This is a genomic window from Thalassoroseus pseudoceratinae, assembly GCF_011634775.1.
In the GTDB taxonomy this organism is placed as follows: domain Bacteria; phylum Planctomycetota; class Planctomycetia; order Planctomycetales; family Planctomycetaceae; genus Thalassoroseus; species Thalassoroseus pseudoceratinae.
The window spans coordinates 364595-381899 of sequence record NZ_JAALXT010000005.1; the positions used below are offsets into that span (position 1 = coordinate 364595).

General features: G+C 56.2%; 11 protein-coding genes. 5 read left to right on the plus strand and 6 right to left on the minus strand.

What is annotated here, in order from left to right:
* Window positions 1–100: 100 nt before the first annotated feature.
* The 3 genes from G6R38_RS19170 to G6R38_RS19180 all read left to right on the plus strand — a co-directional run bounded on the left by G6R38_RS19170 (window position 101) and on the right by G6R38_RS19180 (window position 3846).
* Window positions 101–1723 carry an SLC13 family permease gene (locus tag G6R38_RS19170; RefSeq protein WP_166830032.1) on the plus strand — a complete coding sequence of 541 codons (1623 nt, stop codon included), beginning with the start codon at window positions 101–103 and terminating at the stop codon, window positions 1721–1723.
* A gap of 304 nt (window positions 1724–2027) precedes the next feature.
* On the plus strand, window positions 2028–2999 hold the full coding sequence (locus G6R38_RS19175) for an AAA family ATPase (protein WP_240928308.1): 972 nt from the start codon (window positions 2028–2030) through the stop codon (window positions 2997–2999).
* A gap of 55 nt (window positions 3000–3054) precedes the next feature.
* Window positions 3055–3846: a hypothetical protein gene (locus tag G6R38_RS19180; RefSeq protein ID WP_166830036.1), complete on the plus strand. Its 792-nt coding sequence runs from the start codon at window positions 3055–3057 to the stop codon at window positions 3844–3846.
* Here G6R38_RS19180 and G6R38_RS19185 read toward each other — a convergent pair.
* The 3 genes from G6R38_RS19185 to G6R38_RS19195 all read right to left on the minus strand — a co-directional run bounded on the left by G6R38_RS19185 (window position 3832) and on the right by G6R38_RS19195 (window position 8249).
* Complete coding sequence (locus tag G6R38_RS19185; protein WP_166830038.1) at window positions 3832–6165, minus strand: family 16 glycoside hydrolase; 2334 nt, start codon at window positions 6163–6165, stop codon at window positions 3832–3834. The genes G6R38_RS19180 and G6R38_RS19185 overlap by 15 nt on opposite strands.
* Before the next feature lie 125 nt (window positions 6166–6290).
* On the minus strand, window positions 6291–7316 hold the full coding sequence (locus tag G6R38_RS19190) for a glycosyltransferase family 4 protein (RefSeq protein WP_166830040.1): 1026 nt from the start codon (window positions 7314–7316) through the stop codon (window positions 6291–6293).
* Window positions 7317–7331: 15 nt separating this feature from the next.
* Window positions 7332–8249 (minus strand): lipopolysaccharide kinase InaA family protein, encoded by a 918-nt coding sequence (locus tag G6R38_RS19195; RefSeq protein ID WP_166830042.1) that lies wholly within the window; start codon window positions 8247–8249, stop codon window positions 7332–7334.
* Between the two features lie 214 nt (window positions 8250–8463).
* Between G6R38_RS19195 and G6R38_RS19200 the strand changes: the two genes are divergently transcribed.
* The gene (locus tag G6R38_RS19200) at window positions 8464–9267 is read left to right on the plus strand and encodes a hypothetical protein (RefSeq protein ID WP_166830044.1); all 804 of its coding nucleotides are present in this window, start codon (window positions 8464–8466) and stop codon (window positions 9265–9267) included.
* A gap of 48 nt (window positions 9268–9315) precedes the next feature.
* Here G6R38_RS19200 and G6R38_RS19205 read toward each other — a convergent pair whose 3' ends face one another.
* Window positions 9316–10923, minus strand: coding sequence for an NAD(P)/FAD-dependent oxidoreductase (locus G6R38_RS19205; RefSeq protein ID WP_166830046.1), 1608 nt, complete (start codon window positions 10921–10923; stop codon window positions 9316–9318).
* Window positions 10924–10955: 32 nt separating this feature from the next.
* Between G6R38_RS19205 and G6R38_RS19210 the strand changes: the two genes are divergently transcribed.
* On the plus strand, window positions 10956–12053 hold the full coding sequence (locus tag G6R38_RS19210; RefSeq protein WP_166830048.1) for an ABC transporter ATP-binding protein: 1098 nt from the start codon (window positions 10956–10958) through the stop codon (window positions 12051–12053).
* Between the two features lie 80 nt (window positions 12054–12133).
* Here G6R38_RS19210 and G6R38_RS19215 read toward each other — a convergent pair whose 3' ends face one another.
* Window positions 12134–15655: a hypothetical protein gene (locus G6R38_RS19215; protein WP_166830050.1), complete on the minus strand. Its 3522-nt coding sequence runs from the start codon at window positions 15653–15655 to the stop codon at window positions 12134–12136.
* 253 nt (window positions 15656–15908) lie between these two features.
* Window positions 15909–17297 (minus strand): DUF1501 domain-containing protein, encoded by a 1389-nt coding sequence (locus tag G6R38_RS19220; RefSeq protein ID WP_166830053.1) that lies wholly within the window; start codon window positions 17295–17297, stop codon window positions 15909–15911.
* Between the last annotated feature and the right edge of the window lie 8 nt (window positions 17298–17305).

Below are 17305 nucleotides of genomic sequence, written 5' to 3' on the forward strand. Positions count from 1 at the left end.
ACCAGCCGATGTGTTTCCTTCTCGCGATTTCTGCACTCTGTCGACCGAATACTGATTTCAAAATCAGGCCGTTCCTTGCGCTCCACGAACGAGAAGAAGCATGGCGTCTACGTCGGACATCAATGAATCCACGGATTCTCGGTTGCCCCTGTTCGGGCGAATTCTGGGATTCCTGTTGTTCGGCTTGGTTTGGTCGCTCCCGGCCGACACCTGGGAACTTTCGCGACCGGCTCAGAATTTGGCCGCCGTCAGTGTGTTGATGGCTGTCTTCTGGTTGACGCAAGCCTTGCCGATGTCCGCAACCGCGCTTGTGCCGTTGGCGATGTTTCCGCTGCTGGGAATTCAATCGGCCACGTTGGTGAGCAAGTCGTACATCGACCGCAACATCTTCTTGTACTTCGGCGGGTTCATCATCGCGATGGGGATTGAACGATGGGGGCTTCATCGTCGAATGGCGTTGCACATTGTCCGGCGAATCGGCACTAGTTCCGCGCGGATTGTGCTCGGGTTCATGTTGGCGACGGCGTTTCTCTCGATGTGGATCAGCAATACCGCATCCAGCCTGCTGATGTTGCCGATCGCGTTGGCTTTGGTGAATTCGCTTGGCGATTTGCCCGCCGAAAATGAAGACGCAGCGAAAACGCGGGATCAGGCAATTAATCGGCTCGTGGTCGTGCTGCTGTTGGGAGTGGCGTATTCGGCGAGCATCGGTGGATTCACGTCGCTCGTGGGTACACCGACGAATCTGACTTTCACACAAATCTTTGAACGCCGCTTCCCCGAGGCTCCAGACATCGCAGCCGGTCAGTGGATGATCGCCGTCGTTCCGGTCGGTGTCGTGATGCTGGCAATTTGCTGGGGGATTCTCACGTTTCGCTTGCCCTCGATCCAAATGCCCGATCAAGGTGGAGCGAATTATTTCGACGATCGTCTGCGAAAACTCGGCCCACCCACACGGGCGGAGAAGTCGATGTTTCTCATCTTCCTGGCTACGGCATTGTTGTGGTTATTCCGCACGGATTTGTCGTTCGCGGGAACCACGCTCGTGCCGGGCTGGGGGAACTGGGTCGAAACCACGTTCCAAACCGCCGAGATTCACGACTCCACCGTTGCACTTGCGATGGCGTTGTTGATGTTCCTGATTCCCGCCCGTCGGAACGAAAACGGACGCACCGAACATCTGATGGACTGGGAAACCGTCGAGAACATGCCCTGGGGAATCTTGATCCTGATCGGCGGCGGTTACGCATTGGCGGGGGCGTTTCAATCGACCGGGTTGTCCGAAGACATCGGCCGAATCTTCGCGAGCCAACTCGCTGGCCAGTCCGCTTGGCTGATCGTGGGCGGCACTTGCTTGCTGCTGACGTTCCTCACAGAATTGACCTCGAACACCGCCACCGTCGCAACCTTGATGCCCGTGTTGGCAGCGACGGCAGTGGCAATCAACATCGATCCGCTACTGATCATGATTCCGGCCACGATCTCGGCGAGTTGTGCGTTCATGCTACCGATCGCGACACCACCCAACGCGATCGTCTTCAGCTCGGGACGCATCTCAATGCGACAGATGGCCCGCTACGGAATCTTGCTCAACCTCGTGGGTGTAGTCGTCATCACCGCGTTCATGTTCTGGATCATCGGGCCGCAATTCAATGTGAAAAGTGACTCACTTCCCGAATGGGCCACCCCATCCGCGAGTGAACTTTCCACCGAGAAACCGTAGAACTTCGTGATCTACTCGCCTTGGTTTCCTTGATCCGTTACGATCGAAGCTTCTGATTGATGAGCGCATCTTTGAACGGAGCGGGGCCTGTCTCGCGGGAAACCGTGATCGCAGAACAATCCGCTCGCACCGCGGATACAGAAGACCGTGATACGGTCATGAGTCGACTATGAATGAACCGAACGATTCGGACGAGATCGTCATCCCGCCCAAACCGAATTTCCGTGAACCCAAATCGGCGGAACAAGACGCCCGCGAGCAGGAAGCCCAAGCCATCAAAGGATTGAGTGCCGCCTATTCCCGGATGCGGCAGGAAATTCGCAAGGTGATTATCGGCCAACAGGACATCGTCGATCAGATGTTGATCGCGTTGTTCTCGCGGGGACATTGTCTGTTAGTCGGTGTGCCGGGATTGGCGAAGACGCTGTTGGTCAGCACAATCGCTCAGATCCTTGAACTCTCATTTCGTCGAATTCAGTTCACACCCGACCTGATGCCGTCGGACATCACCGGGACCGACGTGCTGCAAGACGATCCGGAAACCGGCCGGCGAACGTTTCAGTTCATGCAAGGGCCGTTGTTTACGAATGTTCTGTTGGCCGACGAAGTCAACCGAACGCCACCGAAAACGCAAGCTGCACTCTTGGAAGCGATGCAGGAACGACACGTGACCGTCGGAGCGCACACGTATCGGCTGCCAGCTCCGTTCTTTGTGCTCGCCACACAAAACCCGATCGAGCAAGAAGGTACGTATCCGCTCCCGGAAGCCCAACTCGACCGGTTCATGTTCAACGTGGTGGTGAAATATCCAACGGCGGCCGAGGAACTTCGCATCCTCAAGAGCACCACCGGCAACGAGAAACCAAAACTCGAAACCGCGTTGACGGGGTCACAGATTCTGGCGCTTCAGGAAGTGGTTCGACGGGTCCCGGTTTCGGAGCACGTCTTCATCTACGCCCGAGACTTGGTGCGAGCCACCCGCCCGAACGAACCGGAGGCCCCCAAGTTCATCCGTGAGTACATTTCCTGGGGAGCCGGTCCGCGAGCTGGTCAAAACTTGATTCTCGGTGCGAAAGCTCGCGCGATTCTCGAAGGGCGATTCGCCGTCAGCACCGGCGACATCGCTGCCGTCGCTCACCCGGTCTTGCGTCACCGGATCGTAACCACATTCCAAGCCGATAGTGAAAACATCTCCGCCGATGATGTGATCTCAATGCTGCTCGACAAGATTCACGTCCCACTGCAAGAAAAAGCCCAGAAGATGCGACGCGGATGAAATCGTTGTCGATAGATGGTGAGTGACAACCACAAGCAACAGACAACCAATAAATATGCTCGCCTTCAAATGCTGGATCTGTGGTCAACCAGTTGATCTCTCGCAAATCAACGTGATGGCGGCCTACGAACGCTACTTGATTTTGACCTTCCTGCTCAGTTTGCTGATGCGGTTTCAACAACACCGCACGAACCTGAGTTTCGCTTGGCAGTTTCCGCAGCGATGGCCAAGTGTGCTGGAAGTCGTCAAAGCTCACAAGGGAATCTTTCTGACTTGGACAACCTTGCTCCCCGTGGGGGTGACGCTTTCAGTATTGCTGGCTCACAGTTTGTGTTACCGCCTCATCTGGCAAGCCGCTGATGTTACCCCGACCACACTCGGCAACGAGTGGTATTTGTTACCGTTCTTGGTGTTGGTATGTCTGACGATGCTTGCACTCGACGTGCACGCATTGTTTTCCGCGGCACAAACCGACTTCGATGAAATCGAGACGGCCCTTAGTCGTGGCGAATACGTGCTTTCGTCTCGGGCGATGGTGGCTCTGCGGGTGGGATCGTTCGGGCTGTTCAGTCCGAAGCAGTACATCGAAAACCGAATCGAAGAAAGTCTGCAAGCGGTACGGTTGGTGTTGCTGACGCAGCTACGTCGCTGGTCGTTTCACACCTCCGTGCGGATCGCGTTTGGCTTTCTGTTATGGTTCGCCTACGCGTTGATCAACGGATTCATTTCGATCGGCATGTATTGGGTGAACGCCGCGTTTATTCTGTTCGGCTTAGGGTGTGCCTACTGGTGGGCACGACAACCGGTGACGACGGAAGACCTCGAAGCGGAATCAGAGACTGCGTAGGAATTCCAGCAGAGCCGCCAAGTCCTTGGGTTTGATTTCAGTCCCGAGCGGATGGCGATGCTCTTTGAAGACGGCTTCCAATGATGTGGCCGAGTTATCATGGAAGAACCGCTGACGCTGACTGACTCCCAAGAGCGACGGCGGATTGTACTCGTGTCCGCCGCGACCGTCGTCGATCCCCACATCCACAACCTTGCGGGATGTATACGTCGGCGGGCGATGACACTCCACACACCCCTCAACCGCAAACACTTGCCGACCTTTCTCGATTGCCGCCGCATCCAAAGTTCCCCGCGCGACATTCAACCCCGGTGGCGGTTGCAACGTATTCATGTAATCGACGAGTGCTTCCACGTCGGCATGATTTAACTCATCGCCTTGCATTGTTTGGGTGACGGATTTCTGCACCTGCTGCGAGAGCGTTTCCGATGTGCCGTTCCAAGCCCAAGGCGACGAATGAGCCGCCCCTAACAGTGACAATACACGTTTCGGAGCCCCGGTCGATCCGTCCCCGAAATTGTCGTTGAGCCGATCCGTCGTGTGCCCGCCGGGATGACAACTCTGACAACTGAACCAACTATCGAGTGACAACTTCGCCGAGTGAAACAGTTCTTCACCACGCTCCCACGAAGCACGTTCAACCGGCGGACCGAGCGGAATTGTGGTCGCGATGCGTTTGGAATTGAGGTCCAAAACGGAAATGGTGTCGTCAGAGGTATTTGCAATGTAAACGGTTTTCTGATCGGGACTGGCCGCCAGTTTGGTGGGGCGTCGTCCAACGGTTTTTCGCTCGAAGGGCAAGCGTTCGTTGCCGCGAACCGCGATTTCGTTGACGCCGGAAACCGCCAATACGGTTTCGCCACTGGGGAGAATCAGCACATCGCCCGGATCACCGGTGCCATCACCAGGACTGCCCAGTGAATACGCTCCATAGTATTCTCCGGTATCGGGGTATTCGTCATCAGACGGTTCCAACAACGATGCCACGGTTCGCGACCGCAGCACATTCTGCATCACGCTGCCCCAGAAAATGTGGTCGTAGGTTGTTGCCCGATTCGAGTTCAACACCTGATGAGCCACAAACACGTTCTCGCCGTCGGCACTCAGACTCAAGCCGCGAATATTCGTCGCGGGAATCTCATGTTGAGAGACCAAGGATTTCTTTTCCGAATCGACAACCGCGAGCGTTCCTCGAAAAGCATCTGCGACGAGCAATCGATTCTCGATCGGCAACCACAACAGTTCTTGCGGTGCAAATTCCAAGTCGACCATGCCGAGCGGTTTTAGTTGCAAAGTCGGCTCACGGTCGATGTGTAAGAACGTGATCCGTCGCGACCACAACGAGGACACCGCGATCGTTTCGCCATCGTCGGCAACGATCGCACTGACCGGATATTGAGCCACCGTCGCTTGCGAGGCGATCGAGACGTTCCGACCATCAACCCGAAGCACCTTGACAGCGTGCTCATCACGATCGACCACCAAGCAGAATTCGTCGTTCAAGGGCGTCAAATCGCTGAGTCGTTTTCCGACGGGCACCTCGTTGACCACACTTCGGCTGGCTGCATCAATCACTGAAACCGTGCCTGTGCGTTCGTTCGCCACGAGCAACACATTCTGCATCGCAACCAAACCGGCAGGGCGTCGCAATTGTGCTGGCGGTGCAAAACTGGTTTTCGGATCGGCTTTCTTCAACGGTTTGATGCGGATGTTACGGTACGAGGCTTCCGCAGGCGCTCCACCGTGAATTTGTAATGCAATCTTGCCGGTGAGAGGAATCGCTTTGTCGTCTTCGGTGTAGTCGACGGTTTGCACACCGTTGACCCAAATCTGAATTCGTGGCCCTTCGCAGCGGATGACCAATTCGTTCCAACCGTCAGATTTCAATTTCTTCAACAGTGGTTTTTGTTCGCCGAGCGCCAGGAATTTCCGCCGTCGCGATTCGTCGTACAAAGCCCCCCAGATGCACTCGTTCGGAGTGAATCCGATGTCGCATTGATACCCCACGACTTCATGATGACCGTGAATTCGCTGGCTCCGAAACTGCACGCCGGCGTTTTTTCCCTCGCCAACGAGCTTGGCTTCCAAACGCAACTCGAAATCTTCGAAGTTCTTTTTCGTGCAAAGAAACTCGTTCCGTGGGATGCGTTCATCGAGCGTGCCCGCGACGATTTTTCCGTCTGCAACACGGAACGTTTTCTCATCGCCTTCCCAACCGGCGAGCGTCTTTCCATCGAACAGCGGCCGGAACCCATCGTCCTCCGCAGCCAGCGAAGTACTCGTGACCAGCAAAACCAGCAAGGAACAACATAATCGCATAGCGACCCTCAGTGCGCGCATTTCAAGAAAGCCCATCGTTCGACGATACGCCGAGAGCCGTCCGATGACAAGATTGATCGCATCAAAGACTTCTGATCAGCGTGCGATTTTCGAGCGGTGGTGTCTCAGGCGACACGTCGCATTCGGATGAGATCTTCGACGATTTCCACCAATCGCGGGCCTTGAGTATGGAGCGAATAGTGGTCCTCCACGGTTTGCCGACCGGCTTGCCCCAGGCGTTTGCGGAGTTTAGGAGTGCTCATGAGACGCGTGAGACCAGCTTCCCAGTCGGCGGGCGTACGAGCCAGCACACCGGTTTCGCCATGCGTGATGATCTCGCAGTTCACCCCCACCGGACTGCACACCGCCGGAATTCCCAGTCCCATGTATTGCAGGGCTTTGAAGCCGCATTTTCCACGGGTCCAGGGATCATCCGGCAAGGGCATTAGACCGGCATCGAACGTGGCCGTCTCACGGACTTCCACGTCCGGCGACCAGGGCACGAACGTGACCGGTAACCCGTTCAACGTGGAGTAATCCAAACCCGTTTCCGAATCGGAAAGGAACTTGAGTTCCGCTTGATCTCGAAACTTCGCCAGAATCGGAAAGAGTTCGTTTAAATATCGGTTCGTACTTGTGCTGCCAGTCCAACCGATGGTGAATCTTTTTGAGTCCGTCGGTTCGGATGACGTCGGGCGGAGTCGCGGATGGAATACCTCTGTGTCGATGCATGTGGGGACCACCGTCACTTGTGAGGTGTACTCTCCCGCGAAATCGGCAAGGTATTTGTTCCCGCAGACGACGTGATCGGCGGCGTGCATCATGATCTGAAAACGTCGGCCGCGTCGTCCGTCGAGTGTCCCACGATCGTTCAGGAACACGGCATCGTCGACATCGTACACCAACCGCTTCGACGCTCGGCGGAGAATATACAACTCCGCGCGACTCACAAGCCGCTTTTGCAGAAAGACGACATCGAAATTCGACAAGTCGCGGTACTGCCGAAAGCGGGACCATGCCGATCCGGCCAGGAATCGCACTTCGAACCTGTGCCCGGCCGCGGTAAACATTGGCAACATCTGCTCGACACGGAACCGAAAGCTGGCTTTGCCCGGTCTTGTGGCGAGAAACGCGATTCGCAGTGATTTCATGAATCGTCCTTGATTCTACGACGCCGATTTTCGACGCTGCACTTGCCGAACACGGCGGGCCAATCGTCGCCAGATCGGTTGCCAATCGCGATCCGTCAAACCGGATGCCGCGAGATATGCCTGAAGGAATCGCAACCGGACTCCATGCGTGAGTTCGATCGAGGTCTCCGCCCCGACAACGAACCGGGCCAAATTTCGGAGTCGTGCCCACAACGGAACCCGCCACCATTCGGAAACGCCATCCAGGTCGATCACGGCAGATTGCAACCGACCGGCTCGCGGAATGACCATCACATTGCCGGCTTTCAAATCCCGATGGCTGAACCCGGCGGCGTGCAAACGGCCGATGAGTTGCCCCAAAATTTCCGCCGCCTCGCAGAGTTGGCGAGCACGGTCACGGGGGGCGAGTTTCTTCAATCGATCCCCAAGTTGTGTGATGTTCTCGCCACCAACGATCCATTCAGTCACGATGTAAGATGGTTGATCAGGCCGATACCATCGCGGAGTCACCACGGCCAACGGACGAGCCGTCGGAATATCGGCGGCAAGCAGCTTTCTCCCCATCCGCCAAGATCGCAGTGTCCGATTCCCCCGCAAAACGGCGGTCAGGACCTTCACGAATGTCCGACGGTGAACCTGTTTATACGCAACCGACACCATCCGGGAACCGAATGGCATGTCGGCACGTACGACAACCGCCGTCCGCCCGGCTTTGATAATGTCCCGTGTTTGGGCTCGCAACGGCAATTCTGGACAGTCGATCAGCCGAATCAGCACGTCACGCGGCAGATCCGCCGATGCCCGTCCAACGCCCCGACTCCGCCGCAGATGCACGATCTCGTCGGAGGAACTGCTCGACCCGAGCGGGATCAAACGTCGTAACCTCGAGCGTCTTAAGAACTTGAGACTTGTGGGTCCCCAAGGTGTGGTCATAAAGTTTGTCTCGCGCTTTTCAGCGATAATTGGTGATTCCCCCTGATGGAACCCGTTGATTTTACGAATGTTTCCCAAACGGCCCACCCCAGTTTCCAGAATGCCATGATCTGCCGACAATCCCACAAGATGGGGTAGAATCAGATGCATTCCCCCCGTAGGATTGGGGGTTCCCTAATTTATTTAGATGTCCTTTGCTAGCGAGATTATCAATATGTCGGAAGGTTCGGTTGCAGTTTCCACACCGGATACGGAAACAGTGGAAGCATCTGAGGAGGAGTTGATTTCCCGTGCTCAGATGGCGGTCAGCCAGTGCAATTGGGTTCTCGGCGAATGTGCGGCGGCTTGGACGCAGCGTTATGCTCGCGGTCGTACCGACGCCGATTTTGGTCAAATGGTCGGCTTGAGTAGTGATCAAATCTACCAGCGTCGTCGAGTTTGGGAGACATTTGGCGATGTCTACCAAAACTATTCGCAGTTGAAATGGTCGCACTTTTACGTCTCGCTCAACTGGGATGATGCCCCGGAGTGTCTGCAATGGGCCATCGAAAACGAGGCGACCGTTGCCGAAATGAAGGCTTGGCGACGGGCACTGCGTGGGGAAGATTTGACGCAGGAACCGCCACTCGATTCCTTCGCGGGTGATCCGGCGGCCAGTAAGATGGTCGAGGAATCCCGACCGATCCAAGCACCAGAAGGTTTTGACGCAAACGGTTCCGGTGGCTCGGTTTCCGAACGGGACCAAGACTCCGACCAGCTCGATGCGGCCTACGCTCCGTACCGAAAAGATGCCGGTTCCCCGGGTGAGTCCGAAGAGGACTCCGGCCCGAAAAACTCTGCTGAGAACATTTCGAGTGATCAAATGCTTAAACGCATGACCCGTGCGATCGAGCGGGTTGTGTCCGCACTCACGGATCATCGGTTGGACGAAATGGCGGAACTCCCCGAATCACTCCGGGGCCCATTCATTGATGCCGTCATCGACTTGCAAGACCGGGCCAAACGATTGGGTTTGTAGAAATCGGTCTTCCGAGATTTCTCGCATGCCATGGCCGGTCAGGATGGGTCACGCCGGAGTTTCCACCGGTTGAAAACGGGCGACGAGTTCGCGGGCGGTGCGTAATCCATCGACAGCGGCGGTGACAATTCCGCCTGCGTAACCGGCTCCTTCGCCGATCGGGTACAAACCGCCGATTCCGGGACATTCGCGGGTTTGGCGGTCCCGATCGATTCGCACCGGCGAACTTCCCCGCATTTCCGGTCCAACGAGATTCGCCCCTCGCAGAAAATCGCCCCGCCATTTGCGATCCATCACCGGCAATCCCTTGCGGATCGCGGTGGAAATCACGTCCGGCAGGACCTCGTTGAGATTCGTCGGAACCAATCCACGTTCATAAGATGACTTGGGTTGAAAGTTCGAAGTCGGGCTCTTGCCTGCGATGAAATCCTGAGCGGATTGAATCGGACAGAGATAATCGCCCCGTCCGATTCGGTACGCCATCGCCTCGAACTTCCGTTGTACTTCGACTCCCGCGAGTGGGTGGTCGCTGCCGAAATCGCTGGGCTCCAACGTCACCACCAAACCGCTGTTCGCGTACGGCGTATCGTGACGGCTGTTACTCATCCCGTTGGTGCAGAACATGTTCGGTTCACTAACGCTGGGAATCACGATTCCACCGGCACACATACAGAACGTGTACAAATCCCGTTGGCCCTTGGCGACTAACGTGTAATCCGCCGCCCCGAGGATTTCCTGATACTCCTCGCGGCCGTATTTGTGTTGATTGACGATTTCCTGTGGTTGTTCGATCCGCAGACCAAGTTGAAACGGTTTCCGCTCCATGGGAACGCCCACTTGATGCAACATTTCGTAAGTATCGCGAGCACTGTGTCCGATGGCCAGAATGACGTGCTTCGTGCGAATCTCCCCGGATGACGTGCCCACCCCCACCACTTGGCCGTCTTCGATGAGTAGCGATTCCATCCGGCAACCAAACCGGTATTCCCCGCCGAACGCTTCGATCTTCCGCCGAAAATTGCGGCAGATCATCGGAAGTTTGTTGCTGCCGAGATGGGCACGGTTTTCGTAGACCAACGACTCCCGACCGCCGCACTCGACAAACCGATCGAGCACCCAATCGACATCCGGCCCAGTGATACGGCAGGTCAGTTTGCCGTCGCTAAAGCACCCCGCACCGCCTTCACCGAATAGGTAGTTATTCTCGTTTTCGAATTCACCACCGCGATCGAACCGCCGAATCGCCGGCACCCGCTCCTTGACGGGTTCACCACGCTCCAAGAGCAACGGACGATATCCCCGCTTCGCCAAATAGTAACCGGCTAGCAGTCCCGCCGGTCCCGTGCCGACAATCACAGGACGATCGTCCATTGACTCCGGTCCGGGATCAGGGTCGTTGAACGGCACTGCCTTGTAGGGCATCACGCCGTCGAGATGTTCGAAACGGCTGAGGGAAATCGAGGAATCGGCCAGTTCGACGGCGGTCGAATACACGAATTCCAAATCGTGACGGGACCGGGCATCGAGACTTTTCCGCAGAATCGTCCAGCGGCCCAAGTCCGACACCGGCATTCCGAGACGGTCGGCGATATGATCGGTCAACGTGGATTCGGTTGCCTCGACGGGCAACCGCAAATTGGTCACTTTCAACGGCATGGATCAAGCACCGCGGATTGGCAAGCAAAAAGATGGCTTCGGTAACATTCGAGAATCTCTCCAAAACTTTTACGGGCCAGACGCCCGCCGTCAACGATGTTTCGCTGGAAATCGCCGATGGTGAGTTTTTAGTGCTCGTCGGACCGAGCGGATGCGGGAAATCCACGTTGTTGCGGATGATCGCCGGATTGGAAACGCCATCCGCCGGAACAATTCGAATTGGCGATCGCATCGTCAATGATGTTCCGCCCAAGGATCGCAACTTGGCGATGGTCTTTCAAAACTACGCATTGTATCCCCACATGAGCGTTCGGCAGAATCTGGGCTTCGGTTTGAAACTCCAGAAAGTCCCCAAAACCGAAATTCGCTCGCGGACCGATGACGTCGCGAAGCTGCTGCAAATCACAGATCTCCTCGACCGCAAACCCGGTCAAATCTCTGGCGGACAACGGCAACGGGTCGCGGTTGGACGAGCGATCATGCGACAACCGGCAGTGTTCCTGTTTGATGAACCACTTTCGAATCTCGATGCAAGCTTGCGTGGGGAGATGCGGCGGGAATTGGCAGCACTCCATCGGCGTTTGCAGACCACGATGATTTACGTCACGCACGACCAAGTCGAAGCGATGACGCTGGGCGATCGGATCGTGGTGATGAAAGGCGGTATCGTACAGCAGGTCGGTCCGCCGTTGGCACTTTACCATCATCCAGTGAACCGATTCGTCGCAGGTTTCCTCGGTTCACCGCCAATGAATCTGATTGAAGGCACTTTGGATTCGAAAGCGGACACGCCCACCTTCCGTTTCGGTTCGCAGTCGGTCCCGATTCCCGAATCGGTGGCCACAACCCTCAATCACACGGACGCACCCCTCACACTGGGCGTGCGGCCCGAACATCTCCGACTACAGCCAAATGCTAGTACAAATAACGTTGTCCGAATGGCCGGTGTGGTCGAAGAAATCCAACCGCTCGGCAGCGAAAGCTTGGTTCATGTGCTGATTGAAAACCAATCATGGATCGCGAAAGTGCCTTCCACCGATTTGACGATCGGAGCATCGACAAATTGTGAAGTTTCGGCAGATCACATCACATGGTTCGACACCAGTGGCATCGCGTTGCCAAACCGGTGACGATGCTCGTGGGAGTCGTGCAAACGAAAACACCCTCGACTTGGGCCAGCCGAGGGTGAATGTTGTTGGACAAGGTCGGTTTATCCGAAGATGCCGGCAATGTCATCGGTGAAGGAAAGCCGATTGTTGCCGGTCAATGGGTCCCAGAAGAACAGCGAGTTGGCAAACGCCAGATCGGGGCTGCTGAACAACGGTGTCACGACGCTGAAGTCTGATCCATTGATTTGCGTGGGATCAACGAGGGAATCGAGGATCGAGAACCCATCGGTCGAGTCGCCTCGGAGAAGTCGATTCGCTCCGCTTGCTGCATCGAACGCAAACAAGTCGTCGATGCCGTCCGCATTGAAATCACTGACAGTCAGGTTAGCTCCGAGTCCGCCATTGATCGCCGTCGAGGCCACGAATTCGGTGAGGATATCGCCCACGGAAGTCAATCCGGTTTCGGTAACCGTTTGCAGATTGACCAACCGATTCTGACCGGTATCGGAATTGACGAACAGCAGTTGTTCCAACACTTGGCCTTGGAATTGGCCGACATGCACGTCGGTAAAGTCGTTGCCGTTAATGGCAGCGGTCGGAACGAAATCAGTCTGCAGGGACGCGACACTCGTCACCGCATCGGCCGCGGAGAAGCTCAGGTTTGCCAACCGGTTCTGTCCCGTCTGTGGATTCCAGAAGAAGAGGTCATCGGCCCCGAGACCATTGAGGTCGCCGGACACCACCTCGACGAAATCATCGCCATTGATGGCAGCCGGAGCCACGACATTGGTTTCGAATGTTGTCGACAGTTCGGAGTTGGCATCGAGCGTAAGACGCACAATACGGTTCCGCCCGGTCGTGGATGACCAGAAGAACAAGTCATCTCCACCGGCTCCATCGAAGTTTCCAATCGTGCTGCTGGTGAAATCATTACCGTTGACGACCGTGGGGTCGATGGCGTTCGTCACCATGCTGCCATCACCGAGAAGAATGCGGTTGGCACCGGACTCGGGATTCCAGAACAACAAGTCATCCGCCCCGCGTCCGATTCCATCAAAGTTACCGCTGATGACTTCGGAGAAACTGCCGTTGATCGCAGTTGGTTCAATCAACGAATCGACCAACCCCGACAGCGGCAGACTTGAAGCGGTATCGGTCAGGCTGGAAAGTTGACTGACCAGGAACAACAACCCGGCTGGACCGTTCGAATTCAGTAAGTTCGCAACATTGTAGACGAGATTCCCAAGGATTTGCCCTTCGCCGGTTTCCGCCAACAGTTCGGCGTCGATATCGCTCGTGGTGATCTCCAAACCGAGCAAGTCGACGAAGACCGGCGGGCTGTCGTCCTGAGACGCAATCAGAAGATCGAGCACTGAAACGGTCGAACCCGGTTCCGCTGCGATCAAGTTCGGTAACGAGAGGGTTTCAAACACGCCGGACAGTACCGACTCCAGACCTCCGGTCGGCAACTCGATGCTGGAGGCATTGAGCACTCCGACCACCTGAGCCAGCACTTCGTTCAAGTTGCCGCTGAGTTCGCTGAGTTCTTCCGGCGTGGCGTCGAGTGTGTTCAGCACGCCGGTCAGGACGTTACCCAACAGAGCCCCATCCCCGCTGACCGCATCCGCGTTGACCGTGATCGGCTCGGTTTGCAGAAGCAGCCCCAACAAATCGAGATCGATCGCCGGCACCGTCAAACTGACAATGCGGTCTTCGTTGAACATCGTCGGCGGCACGGTCGCGGGATCGATGCCGGGAAGTTGAGTGGTGAGGTCTTCCAGCAGTTCATCGAGTCGCATGTTGATGAACTCCAGATCGAGTTCATCGGGAAGCGGCGGATTAAAGACGTCGGACACAGCCGTCAACACATTCCCGAGCAACAACCCTTGCCCCGCCTGTGCGGACACGGTCAGAGTGATCGGGCTGGTTTCCACCAAGACGCCGAGCAAATCCAGTTCGATCGGTGCGACCATCACTTCCAAGACCGGCGTGGTTTCCACATTCGCGGTGTCCAATGCCCCTTCCGTGATTCCGTCCACATTCAGATTCGTCGAGTTCACAATGGTCACGACGGTTCGCAGAATGTTGTTGACGGCGTTGTTGATGTTCTCGGTATCAATCAACGTGGAAAGCCCAGTCAGCGCGTTGCCGAGCAAGTTGCCTTCGCCTTGCTGAGCCGATGCCGTCACGGTAATGGGGCTGGTTGCCACCGTGACGCCGAGCAGGTTCACATCCAACGGAGGCAATTGAAGGTCCAACAACGGCGTGGTCGCAGTGCTCGTTGTTGTCGACGTGGTAGATTCTTCCAGCGGTTCGGTGATCGTCTCGCTACCGGACGCCAAGTCCGTCACTAGGAAGATCAAGCTCGCCGGTCCGCTGGGGTTCAGTAGATTCGCCACATTGTAGAGCAGGTTCCCGAGGACTTGTCCTTCCCCGGTTTCAGCGGTCAGTCTGGCGTCGATATCCGTCGTCGTGATTTCCAAGCCGAGCACGTCGACCATCACCGGTGGTGTGTCATCCTGGGAAGCGATCACAAGATCAAGAATCGTCGTCGAACTGCCCTCTTGCGGAGCAATCAGTTCCGGCAACGCCAGCGTTTGCAGCGGTTCGGTCAACGGGTCCAATGCATCGGATGGCAACGTCAGGGTCGAGGCGTTCAACACACCGACAACCTTCGCCAACACATCGTTCAAGTTCCCGCTCAGTTCGCTGAGTTCATCGGGGGTGGCATCGAGTGTGTTCAACACAGTTGTCAGCACATTCCCCAGTAGCAACCCATCGCCCGTTTCCGCGGTCGCATCGACGGTAATCGCATCGGTTTCGAGGTTCAAACCGAGTAGATTCAGATCGATAGCGGGAACGGTCAGGCTGAGAATCTCGCCGTCTTTGAGCATCGGATCCGGAGTGTCGGCGGAACTAATGTCGGGAATTTGCGAGTTCAAATCATCGAGCAGACCTTCCAACTGATCATTGATGAAAGCTAAGTCGAGTTCATCCGGAATCGGTGGATTGAACAAGTCCGACAAGGCCGTGACGGCGTTGCCCAGAACCAGTCCATCGCCGGCATTCGCTGTGATGGTCAAGCTGATCGGGCTGGTGTGAACGATCGCGCCTAACACGTCGAGTTCCACCGGGGCGACCATCAGTTCCAACACGGGTGTCGAGCCGGTTTCACCCGTCGAGAACACCCCGCTGCCAACGCCTTCCACTTCCAAATCGACACTGTTGACGAGTTCAACGACGGTTCCCAACACGTTGTTCAGAGCGTCGTTGACTTCCTGCAAATTAACGATCGACGAAACCTGGTTCAGCAAGTTGCCGACCAACCGCCCATCACCGGATTCGGCAGACACCGTGATGGTGATTTCACTCGACTGCACTTGCAGACCCAACAAATCCACATCGAGCGGGTCCAGATTGAGGGTCAACAACTCATCGCCCGATGTGTCGGCGATCGCGACCGGAGTGGTATCAGCGACGGCCACGGCCGTGTCTTCGGTTGCGATCGCCGAGGCCGAAAGGAGCGTGCGATCCTCTAAGAATTCCGCGACCTCGGCAAATTCAGTACAGGTTGCTTGCCGAACTCGGCGTTGATTTTCACGTTTTGAGCGTCGGTTCCACATAGAAATCGGCCCTGGTTTCAATTGGGAAATGGTCGGCATAGCGGCCAAATGTCGCCGCTATGATCTGGAATCATGTTTGAATGCATTGGGCGCAAAGCAAACACAGTGCCAGGACCAACTGAAACCAAGCCGGTGAGTTAATAGATAGGCAATCTGGGGGGGCTTATGAACCCCGGCCTTTGACAGCAATCAAAGACGCTGGTCGACCAAGCCTCTGTCTGGTCACAAATCGACCAGCTGCCAGAAACGACGGCTATGCAAGAATCTCTTGGACGACGCGACCGTGAACATCGGTCAAACGGAAGTCTCGCCCGGCGTGTCGGTAGGTAAGACGTTCGTGATCGAGACCAAGCAGATGTAGAACGGTCGCGTGGAGATCGTGCACGTGCATTTTGTTTTCGACGGCTTTGAACCCGAATTCGTCGGTTTCGCCGTAGGTCATCCCGCCACGAACACCACCACCGGCGAGCCACATGCTGAAACCGTGATGATTATGGTCGCGTCCGTTGCCGTTCTCCGAAGTCGGCGTACGACCAAATTCACCGCCCCAAATCACAAGCGTATCGTCGAGCAATCCTCGTTGTTTCAAATCACCAAGGAGTGCCGCGATCGGTTGGTCGATCGATTTGCACAGGTTTGGCACTTTGTCGTCGTGTCCGGAGTGTGTGTCCCACGGTTGACCGTTCCCGTAATACACCTGCACGAACCGCACACCGCGTTCCACCAACCGCCGAGCCAGCAAACAGCCGTTCGCGAAATGACCTTGCCCATAACTTTCCCGAATGGACTTGGTTTCGCGGTTGAGATCGAAGGCATCCGTGGCTTGGGTTTGCATCCGGAACGCGGTTTCCATGGACTGCACACGGGCATCGAACTGGGAATCTTCCCCTTGTTGTCGTTGGACTTCCTCATCAAGTTGGCGAAGTAGATCCAGTTGGCGTCGTTGCGTGTTGTGATTCCACTGCGGATTCGCCAGGTTGGGAATCATCGCCGATGGCTTGATCTTCGAGTGATTGATGTACGTTCCCTGATGCGCTGACGGCAGGAACGCACTGTTCCACAGAATCGAAAACCGCACCGGTCGACCGGGACACAACACGACATAACCAGGCAGATTCTGGTTCTCCGTTCCGAGGCCATACAGAAACCACGCTCCCATACTTGGACGAGTCGGCAGAATGGTGCCGTTGTTCATTTGCAGCAGTGCCGGTCCGTGGTTGGGGTTGTCGGCGTGCATGGATCGCAAGACGCAGATGTCGTCGATGTGTTCGCTCAACTTAGGCAGCAACTCGCTGACCGGCACACCGCTTTCACCACAATTGCGAAACTTGAACGGCGAAGGCAACAAGCCACCGGTCGGGCGTTCGGTTGTGAGATCTGCACCGGCAGGGCGTTCACCGGCGTACTTTTCGAGTTCCGGTTTGGGGTCGAACAAGTCGCCGCCGAATGGTCCACCGTTCATGAAAAGGTGAATCACGCGTTTGGCACGTGGCGCGAAATGACATCCCATGGCCTGTGACGCGGCGGCCTCGCTCAAACTTTGTTGCGACAAAAACGCCGTCGCCCCGATCATGCCGGGAATGCTGCTCGAACGTGCGAGCAACCCGCGACGTGTCAGCGGTTGTGAAGAGAACGGATTCATCGGTCAAC